Genomic DNA, 15,033 nt, shown 5'->3' on the forward strand with positions numbered 1-15,033 from the left:
TCGCCCGCAATCCTGAGCCTTTGAACCCCAGTGCGGGGACAGTGTCTCAACCCAGCTTCCTACTACAGTGCACTCCATGTCCTCATTTAAGTTTCTGTCTGTCGCCGCCCTACTGTTGCCAACGCTTGCCGCCTGCGCGCCGCCATATGACCCGGCCGTCGACGCCGCGCCAGCCGCCGCGACGACTGAAGCCGCGGCTGCAACACCTGCAGCCGCCATTGAACCTGCCAGCACGCCTGAACTGGAAGCGCTGCGCACCAAGCTCGCAGCAAAACTTGCCGTGCCAATTCAGGCGATCCGCCCTTCACCGATGCCAGGCATCTATGAAATTCAGGCCGGCCTCAGCTTTGGCTATGTCAGCGGCGATGGCGAGTACCTGATTGAAGGCGACATGGTGCATCTGAGCGTCGGCGAAAACATCACCGAAAAACGTCGCAAAGTTGTGCGTCTCGCGGCAGTCGAAAAGCTGGGCGTCGAGAATATGATCATCTTCGCGCCACCTGCTGATCAGATTAAACACACCCTCACCGTCTTCACCGACATCGACTGCGGCTACTGCCGCATGCTTCACAGCCAGATGGCCGATTACAACGCCAAGGGCATCGCGATTCGCTATGTATTCTTCCCACGCAGCGGCCCCAACACGAAGGCGTTCTTTGAAGCTGAAAACGTTTGGTGCTCGGCTGATCGCAAGACTGCATTGACCAAATCAAAACTGGGCGAGACGATTCCTGAAGTCGCCAAGTGCAAAAATCCGATTCTGGATCAGTACACCACTGGCGGCGCGATTGGCGTACGTGGCACACCGTCACTGATTCTTGAAGATGGCGAAATGATTCCTGGCTATCAGACTCCGGATCAGCTTTTGCAGGTTTTGGAAGGCAAGGCAGCTAAGGTTGCTGGGCCTACGGATGCGGCGCCTGCGCCTGCTCCTGCACCAAAGAGTTAAGTTTTGCCTGTATGGAAACGGCGCCTTCGGGCGCCGTTTTTGTTTGTGTTCCGCTTAGCTGTCATGCCCGCGTAGGCGCGGCATCCAGTTTTGCTTTTCTTCTTTTAGCTACCGCCTGTTGTTCTTTGCGGTGTCGTATTTCGCGCTGTGGCGCGAGTGACTTTTCTTTGCGTGCCCAAAGAAAAGTAACCAAAAGAAAGGGCACCCTGCGACTACGCCGGAACAAAAGACGTTCCGGTTCCCTGCGCTTCTCGCACTGATCGGGGTGCATGACAGGCCATCCATGGCCAGGCATGCACGCTCGGCTCCTGCCTCGCCCGACGCAAAGCGTCGGCAATAACCGATCAGTGCTGTGATGCTCGGCGTTGTCGAAGGGAACCCGGTAAAGCAAAGCCACTTGTACATCGCATCAGCTAGCGAGCGAATGAGCCGTGATGAAGCTCTTCATGCGGACAAAAATGCCGTCAACACTTTTACTGTTCTTAAGAACAGAAAGCGCCATTGAGGAGACTCTCTCCTCATTCACAGCAAGAGTCGCTTTGCTTTTGATGTCGGGCCCCTTCGTCCACGCCGAGCATCACCGTCTTGCCCGGTTAATGCCGCGCAACGACGCGGGCGAGGCAGGAGCCGAGCGTGCGTGCCAGGCCATGGATGGCCTGTCACGCACCCCGGTCAAGACGAGAAGCGCAGGGAACCCGCACAGCTTCATCGTGCGGGCGTAGACGCTGGGGGTGCTTTCTTTTGGTTAGCTTTTCTTTGCACAAGCAAAGAAAAGTAACTCGCGCTACAGCGCGAAAGACGACACCGCAAAGACCAACAGGCGGCAGCTAAAAAGACAAAAGCAAAACTGGATTCCCGCCTACGCGGGAATGACAAACCTGACAGCACTTGTTTAGTAGCTCATCGCCGCCTTCCATGGCGTAACTGCATCTCTATTTGAAAACCCTGCCCGGCCATCCATGGCCGTGCGTTCGCAGGCTCCGCGAGCAGTGCTCGCGAAGCGAGCCTGCTCACCCCCGAGGGTGAAATTTCTGATGCATATCCCGCAAACGTTGCCGCGTCACATGCGTATAAATCTGCGTAGTCGACAAATCCGCATGCCCCAGCAAAGACTGCACCGCACGCAAATCCGCGCCGTGTTCCAGCAAATGCGTAGCAAATGCATGTCGCAAAGTATGTGGCGACAAAGGAATATGCACACCGCCGGTAGCAGCGTGGCGCTTAATCAAATGCCAAAAATTGTGCCGCGTCATCGGCTCGCCGCGACCCGTGATGAACAACCAATCTGATGCAGCACCATCAGCCAAAGTTGGCCGCGCGTTTTGGAGATAGCGTTTGATCCATTCCATCGCCTCTTCGCCCATCGGGATCAATCGCTCACGTCCGCCTTTACCGACGACTTGCACCACGCCGTGCTGAATGTTCACGCGAGGCAGTTCCAACTTCACCAGCTCTGAGACGCGCAGCCCCGAGGCATACATCAACTCCAGCATCGCGCGGTCGCGCAGACCTAGATCGGTGTTCACGTCCGGGCCATCAAATATTTTGATGACTTCGCTTTCACTCAAGGTTTTGGGCAAACGACGTGGCAGCTTGGGTGATTCCAATTTCGCGGTGGGATCGTCTGAGCGCTGCCGATCCATAACGAGATGACGATAAAACTGGCGCAGCGCTGACAGCAAACGGGCTTGCGAGCGCGGCGTAAATTTCTGTGCGTCCCGACTGCGTGCGGCGAAATAGCCTTGGATATCGCCTTCGACTGCCTTGGTCAGCTCTACGCTCTGCAGCGCCAACCAACGCGCAAACAAGGCCAGATCGGAACGGTAACTAAGCTGGGTATTGGCCGATAGGCCACGCTCTAGCCATAGCCGGTCGAGAAAACGTGCAATCGCTGCGTCGTCTTCCTCAGTCAACCGTTCGGCGAAAATTGGGGCGCTCTCAAGGCTCATCAGACTATTGAACCGGCACGAATTGGTTGGAACAGGATCATGGGGCGGCCTGAAAAAGTACTTTGGATCATGGCGCGATTCGTGCCGGTTCAATAGCAATGGTGATCATGGATATTGATTCGGCAAGCCGCTCAAAGGAAACGCCACTAAAAGACCCAAAAATCACCGCCTACCGCTCCTCAATCTTAAACTTCATCTTGCCGAATCAATATAATAACGGCCAATGTTCTCCCGTCTCTTCAATTTCTTTTACGCCCCGTTGGCGGCGCTGGTCTTCGTAGCAGTCGTGCTGCCTTTCTGCGTGATCATCATCATCACGCCGACACTCACGCTGCGCCGGATTATTGGGCGCTTTTGCGTGCGTTTTTGCCTGCTCTGCATTGGGGTGCCGATGCGCGTACGCGGCATGGAAAACCTGCCTGCGGGTCACTGCATCGCAGTAGCCAACCACGCCAGCTATATGGACGGCCTGATCCTCACCGCCGCTCTGCCAACCCGCTTCACCTTTGTGGTGCAGGACGGCGCGGCTTCTTGGCCGGTTGTGGGGCCGACGCTGCGCCGCATGGGCGTGACCTTTGTGAATCGCAGCAATCCTCGCGAGGGCGCGCTGCAAACCCGTGCTCTGATACGTCGCGTGCAGGATGGTGACTCGCTCGCAATTTTCGCCGAAGGCACCTTCAAGGAAGAACCCGGCTTGATGGCATTCAAGAACGGTACCTTCATGATTGCGGTGCGCGCTGGCGTGCCAGTGGTGCCGATGGCCATCCGCGGCTCACGCCGACTCTGGGGCTCCGGCAATAAATTGCCGCGTTGGAGCCATATTGAAGTTGAAGCCAGCGCCGCGATTTCGCCGACTGGCACGGACAAAGCTGCTGAAACCAATCTGAGCAATGCCGTGCGCGCACAAGTTCTTGCGATGTGCGGCGAACACGATCGACTGCAATCTTCGTCTAACGACGAGGACGCATAACCATGCTCGCCAAATACCGCCGCCGCTGGCGCAACTGGTCAGGGCTGGTTGAAGCCGTTCCCAACTTTCGCTCGTACCCGGTTTCGTTGGAAGAAATTCAAGCTGAAGTGCTGCGTGCTGCCGATGATGGCGAGCGTCTGCGCGTGGGTGGCAGTGGCCAGTCATTCACACCGCTGTGCTGGACTGACGAAAACCTGATGTCGCTGGATTACTTCACCGGCATTGAGTCGATGGACATGCAGCATCGTCGTGTCTGGGTTCGCTCCGGCACACGCTTGGTCGATCTGGCGAATCAACTCTCCGAGCGTGGCCTTGCTCAAGTCATGCTCGGTGCCAGTGGCCAGCAGACTTTGGCGGGCGCGATCAGCACTGGCACGCATGGCAGCGGCGTGGATTTCGGCAATATGTCGACGCAGGTCACTGCGCTGAGAATGGTGTGCGCAGACGGCTCCGTCAGAACGATCAGCGCAGAAAGTAACAAGCCTTTGTTTGATGCCGCGCGCCTCTCACTCGGCGCGCTCGGCGTGATCACGCATGTGGAACTGCAGTGCGTTGATGCTTATCGCCTGCACTATCGCAGCAGCCGCGACCAACTGGGTCCGACGCTGCGCAAGCTAGACAAACTCAAGCGTTCGCATCGTCACTTCGAGTTTGCCTGGTATCCGAATAACGACAACGTCCAGCTGCGTTTTATGGACACTACGGTCGAGCCGCTATCGCCGCTCAATGCTCAACGCTTGGCGCGTAATCTGGTGTTGGAAAATGGCGCGATGTGGGCGCTGTCGACACTGACGCGTCGCATGCCCGGCAGCCGAGAAGCTGCGCAACGCATGACCACTTGGGCCGCTTCGAATGACGATGTCATCGGCGAGCCCAATCTGCGTTATGACACCAAGCGCATCGTGCGTTTTGTTGAATCTGCTTACGCGATCCCCGCCAAATTTCTGCCAGAAGCGTTGAAGCGGATGGAAAGCATCATCCGCGCCCTACGTTTCAAAACGCATCTGCCCGTTGAAGTTCGCTTTGTTAAAGCAGACGACATTTGGTTGTCGCCTTGCTATGAACGCGACAGCGCCATCATCTCCGTGAGCGCGCCGGTTGATGTGCCGCATCAGGATTACTTCAATGCGATGGCGGAAATTTTCGAGCGCTATGAAGGTCGCCCACACTGGGGCAAGTTGCACGATAAAACTGCCGACGATCTGCTTGCGCTTTATCCGCGTTTCGCTGATTTTCAGAAGCTGCGCAAAGAGCTGGACCCACGCGGCGTGTTCCTCAATCCTCATCTCTGCGCGCTGTTCGGCGTAGATCAACTGTAAGCGCAGAACATGGCTACGCCGCAAGAATTGCTCTCACCCATCCAACGCTATCAACGCGATTTGGCGGGTGACAATTTTCAGCGCGACGAATCACAGGCTCAGGCGGTTGACGCCTTGCAGCGTGTTTACGAAGCCTTGCTTGCTGCGCCACCGAAGAAACGTTTCGGCAGTTCCCGATTGAGATGGCCTGCGGTTGCCGGGCTTTATATGTGGGGCGGTGTCGGCCGCGGTAAAACCTATTTGATGGACACGTTTTACGACGCGCTGCCCTTCGATCGTAAGATGCGTACGCACTTCCATCGCTTCATGCTGGAGGTTCACCAACGTCGCCAGCATTACGCTCACGAAACTGATCCTATCGGCAAGGTTGCACTGGAATTCGCAGCGAAGATACGCGTGCTTTGTTTCGACGAATTTTATGTTTCTGACATTGCCGATGCGATGATTCTTGGCCGACTCACCGAAGTGCTGTTTGAAAATGGCGTGACGCTGATCGCGACATCAAACGTTGTGCCAGACAATCTCTACAAAGACGGCCTTCAGCGTGCGAACTTTCTGCCGGCGATTGATCGCCTGAAGAAAAGCGTCAAGGTTCTGAATGTGGATGGCGGCATTGATCATCGCCTGCGTGCACTCACGCGTGCTGAGGTGTATCACTCACCCTGCGATGCCACATCAGAACAAAACATGCTGCGCGACTTCAGCGCGATTGCGGGCTGCACCGGCGTTGAGAATGTCGAGATGCCAATCCACGATCGCATCATCGTCGCGCGCCGACTGGCCGATGGCGTGGCATGGTTTGATTTTGCGGCGGTGTGCGACGGTCCGCGTAGCGCAGCGGATTACATCGAGATTGGTCGCACCCATCACACGGTGTTGCTCTCGCATGTGCCGCAGCTGACTGTCTTTACGGAAGATGCGGCGCGTCGCTTTATCAATCTGGTCGATGAGTTTTATGATCGCGGAGTGAAGCTGATCATTACGGCAGATGTACCGCAGGAAAAACTCTATGCGGGTTTAAAACTGCGCTTTGAATTTCAGCGCACCTTGTCGCGATTGCAGGAAATGCAGTCGCAGGAATATTTAGCCAAACCTCATCTTTCGTAGGGTGGGTAGAGCGCAGCGAAACCCACCGTGTTCGCGCGTGAAAAACGGTGGGTTTCGCTACGCTCTACCCACCCTACAAATTTGTCGTAGTCATGTATTTTCTCAATGACAATGGTGCGCACAGCGCACCCTACGGTTTGATCTTCGCAGCCGCGGCCAACAACTCCATCATCGGCTTCTCAGGCAAAGCATCATCCGCCAGCAGTTGCTTCACTTCCTTCATCCACTCAATCCAAGTCCACTCGTAGCGGATGCCTGAACGCAGCGTGAGATAAGGCATGCGTTGCTTGCGGCGCGTGGCGGCGTCGGCGCTGAAATACAAACGCTCCATCTCCGCGAACTCAAGCAACTTCTGCTCATGGTTCGCAATGTGTTGCGCCAGTTCCTTGTCGAGCTCGACAGGATCCGCCAAATGAGCCGCGTAAATCTTGACCAATAGGGTGCTGTTGATGCGCGCGAGCTTGATCGGCTGCTTGAGCCAAGCCTTTAACGTGGTGCGCCCCGCCGAGGTGATTTGGTAGACCTTTTTGTCCGGCCGCTCGGCCTGCGTGTGCACCTCAAACTCCACCAACTTATCAGCGCTGAGCTTCTTAAGCTCTTGATAAACCTGCTGATGTGTGGCGTTCCAGAAGTTGCCGATGCCGCCGCCGAAGCGCTGTGCGAGGTCGTAGCCGCTGCCGGGTTTCTTATCCAGTAGTACGAGAATGGCGTGTTTGAGTGACATGCCAACAGCGTAAACCCTGCCTACCGGCTATGCAAACTCTTGCATATGAATTCTGGCAATGTTACTAATATGCAAACATTTGCATAGGAAGTCTCGTCATGAAACGCATTGGACGCCGTTACCGCACTGGCCGCGCAGAGCAGCATTACGACGTAATCGTCATCGGCTCCGGCATTGGCGGCCTCACCAACGCCGCGCTGCTGACCAAGCTCGGTCGCAAGGTCTGCGTGCTGGAACAGCACTACACCGCTGGCGGCTACACGCACTCGTATGAGCGCGAAGGTTACGAGTGGGACGTCGGCGTTCACTACATTGGCGAAGTACATAAACCGCACTCGCCACTGCGCCGCGTGTTTGATGTGATCTCCGACGGCAAGCTTGAATGGGCACCAATGGATGAGGTCTACGATCGCATCATCATTGGCGACCGCAAATATGATTTCCGCGCGGGCCGCGAGAACTTCGTCAACGACATGATTGCGCACTTTCCGCAGGAAGAAGCCGCGATTCGCCAGTACGTTGATCTGGTCTACAAAGTGGCACGCTCTGCGACGCCTTTCTTCGCTGGCCAAGCGATGCCGCCTCTGCTCGCAAAGGCTTACAACAAAACGCGCCGCTTCTTGGTACCGAATGAATGCCTCAAGACCACACGCGAAGTGCTGGAAGCACTGACGCAGAATCAAGAACTGATTGCCGTGCTCACTGGTCAGTGGGGCGACTACGGCATGGTGCCAAGCGAGTCGACGTTCTTCATGCACGCGATGGTTGCCAAGCATTATTTTGCTGGCGGCAATTATCCCGTTGGCGGCTCTTGGAAAATGGCCGAGACCATCGTGCCGGTGATCCGCGCGGGTGGCGGTGAAGTGTTCACCTACGCTCGCGTTGAAGAAATTATTGTCGAAAAGAATCGCGCCATCGGCGTGTTGATGGAGAACGGTGATCGTCTGCTGGCCGACAGCATCGTCAGCAATACCGGCGCACGTCTCACCTTTGAAAAACTCCTACCTGAAGCCGTTCGCGCACAACATCGTTATGAGCAAAAACTCACAACGGTAAAACCTTCCAGCGCACACCTTTGCCTCTACATTGGCTGCAAAGGCACAGCGAAGGAACTAGGCATTCCCAAAACCAATCTGTGGGTTTATCCGTCTCCGCATCACGAGCAGAACATTCAGAACTATCTGGACAATCCTGAGACTGGCGCGCCGCTGTTCTACATTTCCTTCCCTTCCGCGAAAGATCCAACCTGGGAACAAAACTATCCCGGCAAGAGCACGATTGAAGTGGTGACGCTGGGCCGCTACGAGGACTACATTAAATGGCGCGGCACCACGTGGAATCAGCGCGGCGAAGGTTACGAAGAGCACAAGCAGAAAATCACCGAGCAAATGTTGGAAGCGCTGTACAAGCAGATGCCGCAGCTGCGCGGCACCGTCGATTACGCTGAGCTTTCAACACCGCTGTCGACCGAATGGTTCCAGCTCAATGACCGTGGAGAAATCTATGGCCTTGAGCATGATCCGGATCGCTTCCGTCAGGACTGGCTGCATCCGGTCACGCCGGTGAAAGGTCTCTACATGACGGGACAAGACGTGGTCACTTGCGGCATCGGCGGCGCCTTGATGGGCGGCGTGCTCACCACCAGTGCGATGCTCGGCCTGCAAGCGAACAAGCTTCAGAAGCTGCTCAAAACCTGGCAGCCTCCAGCTGTAGTTGCCGCTCACTGAAATCACGCAGATGAAATCCCACGCCGTGAAAGTTGATCCACGTCTGGAAAACCTATTGCCGGGTTTTACATTTTCGGATGCTTATCGCGTGGTCGGCGCTCGATCGGATCTCAATGCACGCCAAGCTGCGCGCGCGATTTTCAATTCGCCACCAGCTTGGGTGAATGCACTGATGGCTTTGCGTAACTGGATCGTCGGATGGTTTGGACTCAAGGCAGGCACGCGCTCAACAGCAACGAATGAACCTTCGCGCGTCGGCATTTTTCCAATCGTGCTTGAGTCACCGCAGGAAATTCTGCTGGGGATGGATGATCACCATTTGGATTTTCGATTGATCGTGACTTTGGACTCCACCTCAGCGAGTACTCAAACGATCACCGTGACCTCGCTAGTCAAAACGCATAACCGCTTGGGTCGTGTGTACTTGACGATGATCCTGCCATTTCACCGTTTGCTCGCTCGCACCATGCTCGCCCGCGCATCACTGTCTGGAGTTTGATCATGTATGACTCGATCCTGATTCTTGCGAGCTGCGCCATCGTTTTTGGTTTGGGCACAGCGCATCTGGCGCTGACGTTTTTCAGCAGTCGCTTTGAGCCGCGCGATGCCAATCTGGCGGAGCAGTTGCGCACTGTCTCGCCCATCATCAGTCGCCAGACAACGATGTGGCGTGCGGCGCAAGGCTTTCACGTCAGCCACAGCATGGGGCCGATGTTGCTGGGCCTGATCTATGGCTATCTGACGATCTGCCACTTCGAGTTCCTGAAGCAGTCCACGTTTTTGGTGGTCTTGGGCGGCCTGACTCTGGCCATCTATCTGGTCACGGCCAAGGCTTACTGGTTCAAAATTCCGCTCAGAGGCATCGCGCTGGCCTTGGTCCTGTACCTGCTGGGTTTCGGAATTGCCCTGAGCTAAGCCCAATTGGGGGCTGATTTTGCTTATTTAGTTAGAACTTCTAAGGCCCCAGCCCTACGTAAAGACTTGTCGTCAAAGCCATTTAACGGCTTAACGCTTTTCTGCTCTATATGGATTAAACGCTAAGGCCTTCTGATTCTTTACAATACGCGCGCTTTTCATATTCGCTTCTTGAGAGATTGGATCAATGGCTGCATTTGCCCCTGAGCGCGTTACCTCCGTCCACCACTGGAACAGCACCCTGTTCAGTTTTAAGACGACCCGTGACCCTGCCCTGCGTTTCCATAACGGTCACTTCGTGATGATCGGCCTGCAAGTTGAAGGCCGTCCGCTGATGCGTGCGTACAGCATCGCCAGCTCCAACCACGAAGAGCATCTCGAATTCCTCAGCATCAAGGTCCAAGACGGCCCGCTGACTTCGCGTCTGCAGCATCTGCAGATCGGCGATGAAATTCTGGTCAGCCGCAAGCCAGTCGGCACGCTGATCGTGCAAGATCTCAATCCGGGCAAGCATTTGTATCTGTTCGGCACCGGCACCGGTCTGGCGCCGTTCATGAGCATCATCAAAGATCCAGAGATCTACGAGCGCTTCGAAAAAGTCGTGCTCGTACACGGCGTGCGCGAAGTCAGCGAGCTGGCTTACGCCGACTACATCAGCAACGAACTGCCTAACGACGAACTGATGGGCGAACTGGTCAGCGGCAAGCTGATCTACTACCCAACCGTCACCCGCGAGCCGTTCCGCAACCGCGGTCGTCTCACCGACCTGATGGAAAGCGGCAAGCTGTTCTCGGACATTGGCCTGCCACCGATTGATCCTTCAGTCGACCGCGCCATGATCTGCGGTAGCCCGAGCATGCTGACCGACACCTGCGCGATTCTGGACAAGCGCGGCTTCAAGATCTCACCGCATCAGGGCACCCCTGGCGACTACGTGATCGAACGCGCTTTCGTAGAAAAATAAGCGGCAGTTGTCTCAAAAGGCGTCAGGTAAGGAATTACCTGACGCCTTTTCTATGTCCTCTGCCGACTATCCGCAGAGGGGTCCCGCCGGTCGCACCGCGCATCAACTCTGGCCAAACAGGATCAACAATGACTCTGGTTTCGCCGATGGATGTGCACCATGCATACGGATTTGCTAATTCAGTTGAGCCCTCTCAAGCCCTTGTTCTGTGGCCTGCTGTTTTTCTGGGCGTCATGGATGGCCACAAAGAAAATCTTGTTGCTATCGATGCTCGGAGTCAGTGCCGGCGAAACCACCTGGAATTCTCTGAACGGCCATGTTGAGGCCATCAGCATGAATCCTTATGTTCTGAATGCCGCTTCTGCTGCGGGCATCCCTATCCAGAATGGCTCGGTGCTTTCACCGTTGATCGCCAACACACTCATGGCACTCGCCATCTTGTCCTTGGTGCAAGCCATCAAAATTTACACACGCGCCAAACGCATGGAAATGGAAACAGAATTACGTGTGCTTGAAATACACGGCAGCTCACGCATGAAACCTCATTATTTCGACAAGCGTTGATTGCTGTTTGATCGCCACAAAAAAGCCCGCCGAATGGCGGGCTTTTGCGTAGCGAAAAACTAAGCGCGCAAACGTCGTGTTCTGAAAGTATTCCAACCATTCGACAACATGCCCAGCGCAAAAGCCTGCAAACCAGACTCGTTAGGCTTGGGCTTGCGGCCTTCGCTGATACGACGCAACTGACGCGTGTACCAAGCGACTTCCATCAGCGCCATGCGATCGACCATGCCGATGCCGGTGCTGATCGGACGAATCTGATGCAGCGATTCTTCGCCACGCAAGAATCGAGATGGCGCATCCGGCTCTACGGCCAGCAGACGACCCAAGCCGATGAAATCAATCGCACCACTATCCAGTGCGCCCACCATGCCGCCAACGCTACGGAAGCCACCGGTGAGCATCAATGGAACCTTCACCGCCTCGCGTACCTTCTCGGCAAACTCCATAAAGTAAGCCTCACGCGCACGCGTGCTGGCTTTGGCTTCGATGCCGGTCATTGCAGGCGCTTCGTACGTGCCGCCGGAAATCTCGACCATATCAATGCCTGCTTCGGCCAAGGCTTCAATCGCCGCCAGTGATTCTTCTTCGGTGAAACCGCCGCGTTGGAAATCTGCGGAGTTCAACTTGATGCCGATTGGAAACTTGGCACCAACCTGCTTACGCATTTCCGCAAGAACCGCGAGCACAAAGCGACGACGATTCTCTGGCGTACCGCCCCACTGATCCTGACGCTGGTTATGACGCGGCGATAAAAACTGACTCACCAGATAACCGTGCGCACCGTGAATCTGCACGCCGGTGAATCCAGCTTTCTTCGCGATACGCGCAGTGTTGCCGTAACGACGAATCAGATCTTCGATTTCCGTTTGAGTCAACTCACGTGGCGTTGAGAAGAACGCGGTGAGATCACGACCGAATGGAATCGCTGACGGCGATACCGTCTCTTTGTTCAAGCCCTTAGGCGACTGCTTGCCCGGGTGATTGATCTGCATCCACAGCTGACCGCCATGACGTGTGCCCGCAGCAGCCCAACGACGCAGCGTCGGCAAATCGGATTCATCTTCAATCACGATATTGCCGGGCTCGCCGATGGCGCGACGGTCGATCATCACGTTGCCGGTGATGCTCAAGCCAATACCACCGTCGGCCCAACGACCATAGAGCTGCACTAACCGCTCAGTTGGGCGATTGTCCATCGTGCCCAGTGCTTCACTCATTGCCGACTTCGCAAGGCGATTCGGAATCCGCACGCCGTTCGGCAAGCGGAATGATTCAGCGAGTTTCTGTGCCGGAGATTTTTGACGAGCGCCCATGTCTTGCACCTTCTTATTTACGCTTGGATTGCGCTTTCATCGCGCGCGTTACGAGCGCCTGATAAGCCGTTGGCAACAAACGCTGCATGACGTCGAACGCACGAGCGTCATTACCAATCAACACACGGCGCGCATCGCGCTTAACACCAGCCAAGATCACTTCTGCTGCTTTCTTCGCCGTGGTGGTGAACATTTTTTCAAAGTCTGCCGTCGCCTTTGAAGGATCGACGCCAGTAATTTCACGCAGGCTGTCATTGGTGCGAGCAGAACGAGCAATATTGGTTTTGATGCCGCCCGGATGCACGCAGGTCGCGCTGACGTTGGTACCGGTCATGTCCAATTCCTGACGCAGCGATTCGGTGAAGCCACGCACCGCGAACTTGGTTGCGTTGTAGGCGCTCTGCGAAGGCTGCGCAAACAGGCCAAACACGCTGGATACGTTGATAACGTGACCTTCGCCGCTGGCCTTCAAGTGAGGCAAGAATTCCTTGGTGCCGTACACAACGCCCCAGAAATTGATGTTGGTGATCCACTCATATTCTTCGTAGCTCAGACCTTCAACCGTACCCGCCACTGCGACGCCGGCGTTGTTGAAAATGAGGTTGACCTTGCCATGATCCTTGACGGTTTTCTTGGCCCAGGCCTGCACCTGCTCGAGCTTGGAGACATCCACTTTGCTGGTGGTTACCTTCACGCCGCTATCGGCGAGCAGCTTGGCGGTTTCAGCTAAACCAGTTTCGTTGACGTCGCTGAGCGACAGCGCGCAATTCTGTGCAGCCAGTTCCAAAGCCAGTGCGCGGCCAATGCCTGAACCTGCGCCGGTGATCGCTGCAACTTTATTGTTAAAAGATTTCATAACGCTCCTTGTGAATTCGCGAGAATTTCATCTCGCTCGTTATCGTTAAAGTGAATTTATAAAATTAAGCGCGACGCACGTAAGCGTCTGCATCAAACTTCTTGAGCTTGCGACGGAAGGCCCAGGTAAAACCCGGCCACAGCGCAACGTTCTTGCCGCTCTTGGAATCGAGATACCAACTGTTGCAACCACCAACACCCCAGATCGCGGTGCTGAGTTGTTTTTGCAACGCGAGGTTGTATGCCGCCTGCGGCTGTGGCTTCACATCAACGCTCTTGAGTTTGTTCTGCTGCATCGTGTTGAGTGCATCAGACACATAAGCGATCTGCGATTCGATCATGTAGACCATCGAGCTGTGGCCGAGGCCGACGTTCGGACCAACAATCATGAACATATTGGGGAAGCCACTCACGGTAGTGCCTTTGTAAGCTTCTGCACCATTCTTCCACGCGTCCATGATGTCCAGACCGTTCAGGCCGTAGATCATGCCCTGCGGCAATGGATCAGCGGTGATGAAGCCGGTGCCAAAAATGATCGCGTCGACTTCGCGCTCAACACCGTCAGTGGTGACAACGCTATGCGCTTTCACTTCCTGAATGCCGGTGGTGATGACGTCGACATTTTGCTGCGCCAGCGCAGGATAGTAGTCATCCGAGATCAGCACGCGTTTACAACCAATCGTGTAATCCGGCGTAACTTTTTCACGCAGCACAGGATCTTTGATCTGCTTGCGGATATGGCTGCGCGCTTCGCGCTCAACCAGTTTCATCAAACGTGGATTAATGACGAAGCCTGCAACGCGTGATTCGAGCATCCAGTAAATCGCCGAACGAAACGCACGTTGCGTCGCAGGGAAGCGCGCAAACATCTTGCGTTCGCTGTCGCTGATCTCGCGATCAGGCTTCGGCATGATCCAAGGTGGTGTGCGCTGATAAAGATCAACGCGACCCGCCTGCTTCTGCACTTTAGGTACGAACTGAATCGCTGATGCACCGGTACCAATCACCGCAACTCGCTTGCCGGTGAGATCGTAGTCATGCGCCCAATCTTGTGAATGGAAGCTTTTGCCTTTGAAAGTCTCAAGGCCTTTGATTTTTGGATAAGCCGCGCGACTCAAACCACCCATGCCGGAGATCAGCACGTTAGCGGTGAGTTCAGCGCCATCACTCGTAGTGATACGCCACAGATGCGCGGATTCATCCCACACGGCTTTCTGCAGACCGCTGTTGAATCGGATGAATGGACGCAGGCCATGCTTGTCGGTCACTGCGCGCAAGTAGTTCCAGATTTCTGGCTGCGGCGCGAACATGCGCGTCCAGTTCGGATTCGGCTCGAACGAGAACGAATAAAGGTGTGACTGCACATCACATGCGCAGCCCGGATAGTTGTTGTCACGCCAGGTGCCGCCGACATCGCCCGCTTTTTCCAGCACGACGAAATCAGTCTTCCCTTCTTTCTTCAGCTGAATCGCCATACCCAGACCAGCAAAGCCGGTGCCGACGATGACGACGCGCGTATGAGTCGCTGCCTGCGTTGAACCCTTAACCATGAAACACCCCTGAGAAACTGTTACTGACCGAAGTTGATTGGGTTCGGCCTTCCCTGGCACGTATACATCTGTCTACTTGATGGTAGACACTCGTATACATCGCTGTCAAGGGCGGGTACACTCTCGC

The 15,033-nt window shown here is 55.4% G+C and carries 15 protein-coding genes; 10 read left to right on the forward strand and 5 right to left on the reverse strand.

From position 1 onward, the window contains the following. Positions 1-76 precede the first annotated feature (76 nt). Both CJD38_RS07175 and CJD38_RS07180 read left to right on the forward strand, forming a co-directional pair. On the forward strand, positions 77-949 hold the full coding sequence (locus tag CJD38_RS07175; RefSeq protein ID WP_107939614.1) for a thioredoxin fold domain-containing protein: 873 nt from the start codon (positions 77-79) through the stop codon (positions 947-949). 434 nt (positions 950-1,383) lie between these two features. After that, positions 1,384-1,671, forward strand: coding sequence for a hypothetical protein (locus tag CJD38_RS07180; RefSeq protein ID WP_107939615.1), 288 nt, complete (start codon positions 1,384-1,386; stop codon positions 1,669-1,671). A gap of 288 nt (positions 1,672-1,959) precedes the next feature. On the opposite strand, the gene xerD is transcribed toward CJD38_RS07180, so the two are convergent. After that, positions 1,960-2,898, reverse strand: coding sequence for a site-specific tyrosine recombinase XerD (gene xerD / locus CJD38_RS07185; protein ID WP_107939616.1), 939 nt, complete (start codon positions 2,896-2,898; stop codon positions 1,960-1,962). Between the two features lie 223 nt (positions 2,899-3,121). On the opposite strand from xerD, the gene CJD38_RS07190 reads away from it, so the two are divergent. The 3 genes from CJD38_RS07190 to zapE are packed head-to-tail and all read left to right on the forward strand — an operon-like array spanning position 3,122 to position 6,294. Next, the gene (locus tag CJD38_RS07190) at positions 3,122-3,868 is read left to right on the forward strand and encodes a lysophospholipid acyltransferase family protein (RefSeq protein WP_107939617.1); all 747 of its coding nucleotides are present in this window, start codon (positions 3,122-3,124) and stop codon (positions 3,866-3,868) included. 2 nt (positions 3,869-3,870) lie between these two features. Then, positions 3,871-5,187, forward strand: coding sequence for a D-arabinono-1,4-lactone oxidase (locus tag CJD38_RS07195; RefSeq protein WP_107939618.1), 1,317 nt, complete (start codon positions 3,871-3,873; stop codon positions 5,185-5,187). Positions 5,188-5,196: 9 nt separating this feature from the next. Continuing rightward, positions 5,197-6,294: a cell division protein ZapE gene (zapE, locus tag CJD38_RS07200; RefSeq protein WP_107939619.1), complete on the forward strand. Its 1,098-nt coding sequence runs from the start codon at positions 5,197-5,199 to the stop codon at positions 6,292-6,294. A gap of 130 nt (positions 6,295-6,424) precedes the next feature. Here zapE and CJD38_RS07205 read toward each other — a convergent pair whose 3' ends face one another. Beyond that, positions 6,425-7,018 (reverse strand): PadR family transcriptional regulator, encoded by a 594-nt coding sequence (locus tag CJD38_RS07205; protein WP_107939620.1) that lies wholly within the window; start codon positions 7,016-7,018, stop codon positions 6,425-6,427. Between the two features lie 98 nt (positions 7,019-7,116). Between CJD38_RS07205 and CJD38_RS07210 the strand changes: the two genes are divergently transcribed. The 5 genes from CJD38_RS07210 (at position 7,117) to CJD38_RS07230 (ending at position 11,188) form a co-directional block, all read left to right on the forward strand. Beyond that, a complete protein-coding gene (locus tag CJD38_RS07210) occupies positions 7,117-8,745 on the forward strand; it encodes a phytoene desaturase family protein (protein WP_107939621.1) in 1,629 nt (542 codons plus the stop codon). A gap of 10 nt (positions 8,746-8,755) precedes the next feature. Continuing rightward, positions 8,756-9,244: a DUF2867 domain-containing protein gene (locus CJD38_RS07215; RefSeq protein ID WP_146165942.1), complete on the forward strand. Its 489-nt coding sequence runs from the start codon at positions 8,756-8,758 to the stop codon at positions 9,242-9,244. A gap of 2 nt (positions 9,245-9,246) precedes the next feature. Further along, complete coding sequence (locus tag CJD38_RS07220) at positions 9,247-9,660, forward strand: LIC_13387 family protein (RefSeq protein WP_107939623.1); 414 nt, start codon at positions 9,247-9,249, stop codon at positions 9,658-9,660. Positions 9,661-9,847: 187 nt separating this feature from the next. Then, positions 9,848-10,624 carry a ferredoxin--NADP reductase gene (locus CJD38_RS07225; RefSeq protein WP_107939624.1) on the forward strand — a complete coding sequence of 259 codons (777 nt, stop codon included), beginning with the start codon at positions 9,848-9,850 and terminating at the stop codon, positions 10,622-10,624. A 159-nt stretch (positions 10,625-10,783) separates the two neighbouring features. Further along, positions 10,784-11,188, forward strand: a complete 405-nt coding sequence (locus CJD38_RS07230) for a hypothetical protein (protein ID WP_146165943.1) — start codon at positions 10,784-10,786, stop codon at positions 11,186-11,188. A 59-nt stretch (positions 11,189-11,247) separates the two neighbouring features. On the opposite strand, the gene CJD38_RS07235 is transcribed toward CJD38_RS07230, so the two are convergent. From CJD38_RS07235 to CJD38_RS07245, 3 genes are all read right to left on the reverse strand, one after another. Continuing rightward, entirely contained in the window at positions 11,248-12,501 is a 1,254-nt protein-coding gene (locus CJD38_RS07235; protein ID WP_107939626.1) for an NADH:flavin oxidoreductase/NADH oxidase family protein, read from the reverse strand. Positions 12,502-12,514: 13 nt separating this feature from the next. Continuing rightward, positions 12,515-13,357 (reverse strand): SDR family NAD(P)-dependent oxidoreductase, encoded by an 843-nt coding sequence (locus CJD38_RS07240; protein ID WP_107939627.1) that lies wholly within the window; start codon positions 13,355-13,357, stop codon positions 12,515-12,517. A gap of 64 nt (positions 13,358-13,421) precedes the next feature. Continuing rightward, positions 13,422-14,906, reverse strand: a complete 1,485-nt coding sequence (locus CJD38_RS07245; RefSeq protein ID WP_107939628.1) for a flavin-containing monooxygenase — start codon at positions 14,904-14,906, stop codon at positions 13,422-13,424. Positions 14,907-15,033: the final 127 nt, after the last annotated feature.

Origin of the sequence: Stenotrophobium rhamnosiphilum (genome assembly GCF_003052265.1) — a bacterium.
Lineage (GTDB): Bacteria > Pseudomonadota > Gammaproteobacteria > Nevskiales > Nevskiaceae > Stenotrophobium > Stenotrophobium rhamnosiphilum.

Bases quoted from the DNA above. Each gene is read 5' to 3' on its own strand.
- CJD38_RS07175 (WP_107939614.1), top strand. From the start codon at position 77: ATGTCCTCATTTAAGTTTCTGTCTGTCGCCGCCCTACTGTTGCCAACG.
- CJD38_RS07180 (WP_107939615.1), top strand. From the start codon at position 1,384: ATGAAGCTCTTCATGCGGACAAAAATGCCGTCAACACTTTTACTGTTC.
- xerD (WP_107939616.1), bottom strand. From the start codon at position 2,898: ATGAGCCTTGAGAGCGCCCCAATTTTCGCCGAACGGTTGACTGAGGAA.
- CJD38_RS07190 (WP_107939617.1), top strand. From the start codon at position 3,122: ATGTTCTCCCGTCTCTTCAATTTCTTTTACGCCCCGTTGGCGGCGCTG.
- CJD38_RS07195 (WP_107939618.1), top strand. From the start codon at position 3,871: ATGCTCGCCAAATACCGCCGCCGCTGGCGCAACTGGTCAGGGCTGGTT.
- zapE (WP_107939619.1), top strand. From the start codon at position 5,197: ATGGCTACGCCGCAAGAATTGCTCTCACCCATCCAACGCTATCAACGC.
- CJD38_RS07205 (WP_107939620.1), bottom strand. From the start codon at position 7,018: ATGTCACTCAAACACGCCATTCTCGTACTACTGGATAAGAAACCCGGC.
- CJD38_RS07210 (WP_107939621.1), top strand. From the start codon at position 7,117: ATGAAACGCATTGGACGCCGTTACCGCACTGGCCGCGCAGAGCAGCAT.
- CJD38_RS07215 (WP_146165942.1), top strand. From the start codon at position 8,756: ATGAAATCCCACGCCGTGAAAGTTGATCCACGTCTGGAAAACCTATTG.
- CJD38_RS07220 (WP_107939623.1), top strand. From the start codon at position 9,247: ATGTATGACTCGATCCTGATTCTTGCGAGCTGCGCCATCGTTTTTGGT.
- CJD38_RS07225 (WP_107939624.1), top strand. From the start codon at position 9,848: ATGGCTGCATTTGCCCCTGAGCGCGTTACCTCCGTCCACCACTGGAAC.
- CJD38_RS07230 (WP_146165943.1), top strand. From the start codon at position 10,784: ATGCATACGGATTTGCTAATTCAGTTGAGCCCTCTCAAGCCCTTGTTC.
- CJD38_RS07235 (WP_107939626.1), bottom strand. From the start codon at position 12,501: ATGGGCGCTCGTCAAAAATCTCCGGCACAGAAACTCGCTGAATCATTC.
- CJD38_RS07240 (WP_107939627.1), bottom strand. From the start codon at position 13,357: ATGAAATCTTTTAACAATAAAGTTGCAGCGATCACCGGCGCAGGTTCA.
- CJD38_RS07245 (WP_107939628.1), bottom strand. From the start codon at position 14,906: ATGGTTAAGGGTTCAACGCAGGCAGCGACTCATACGCGCGTCGTCATC.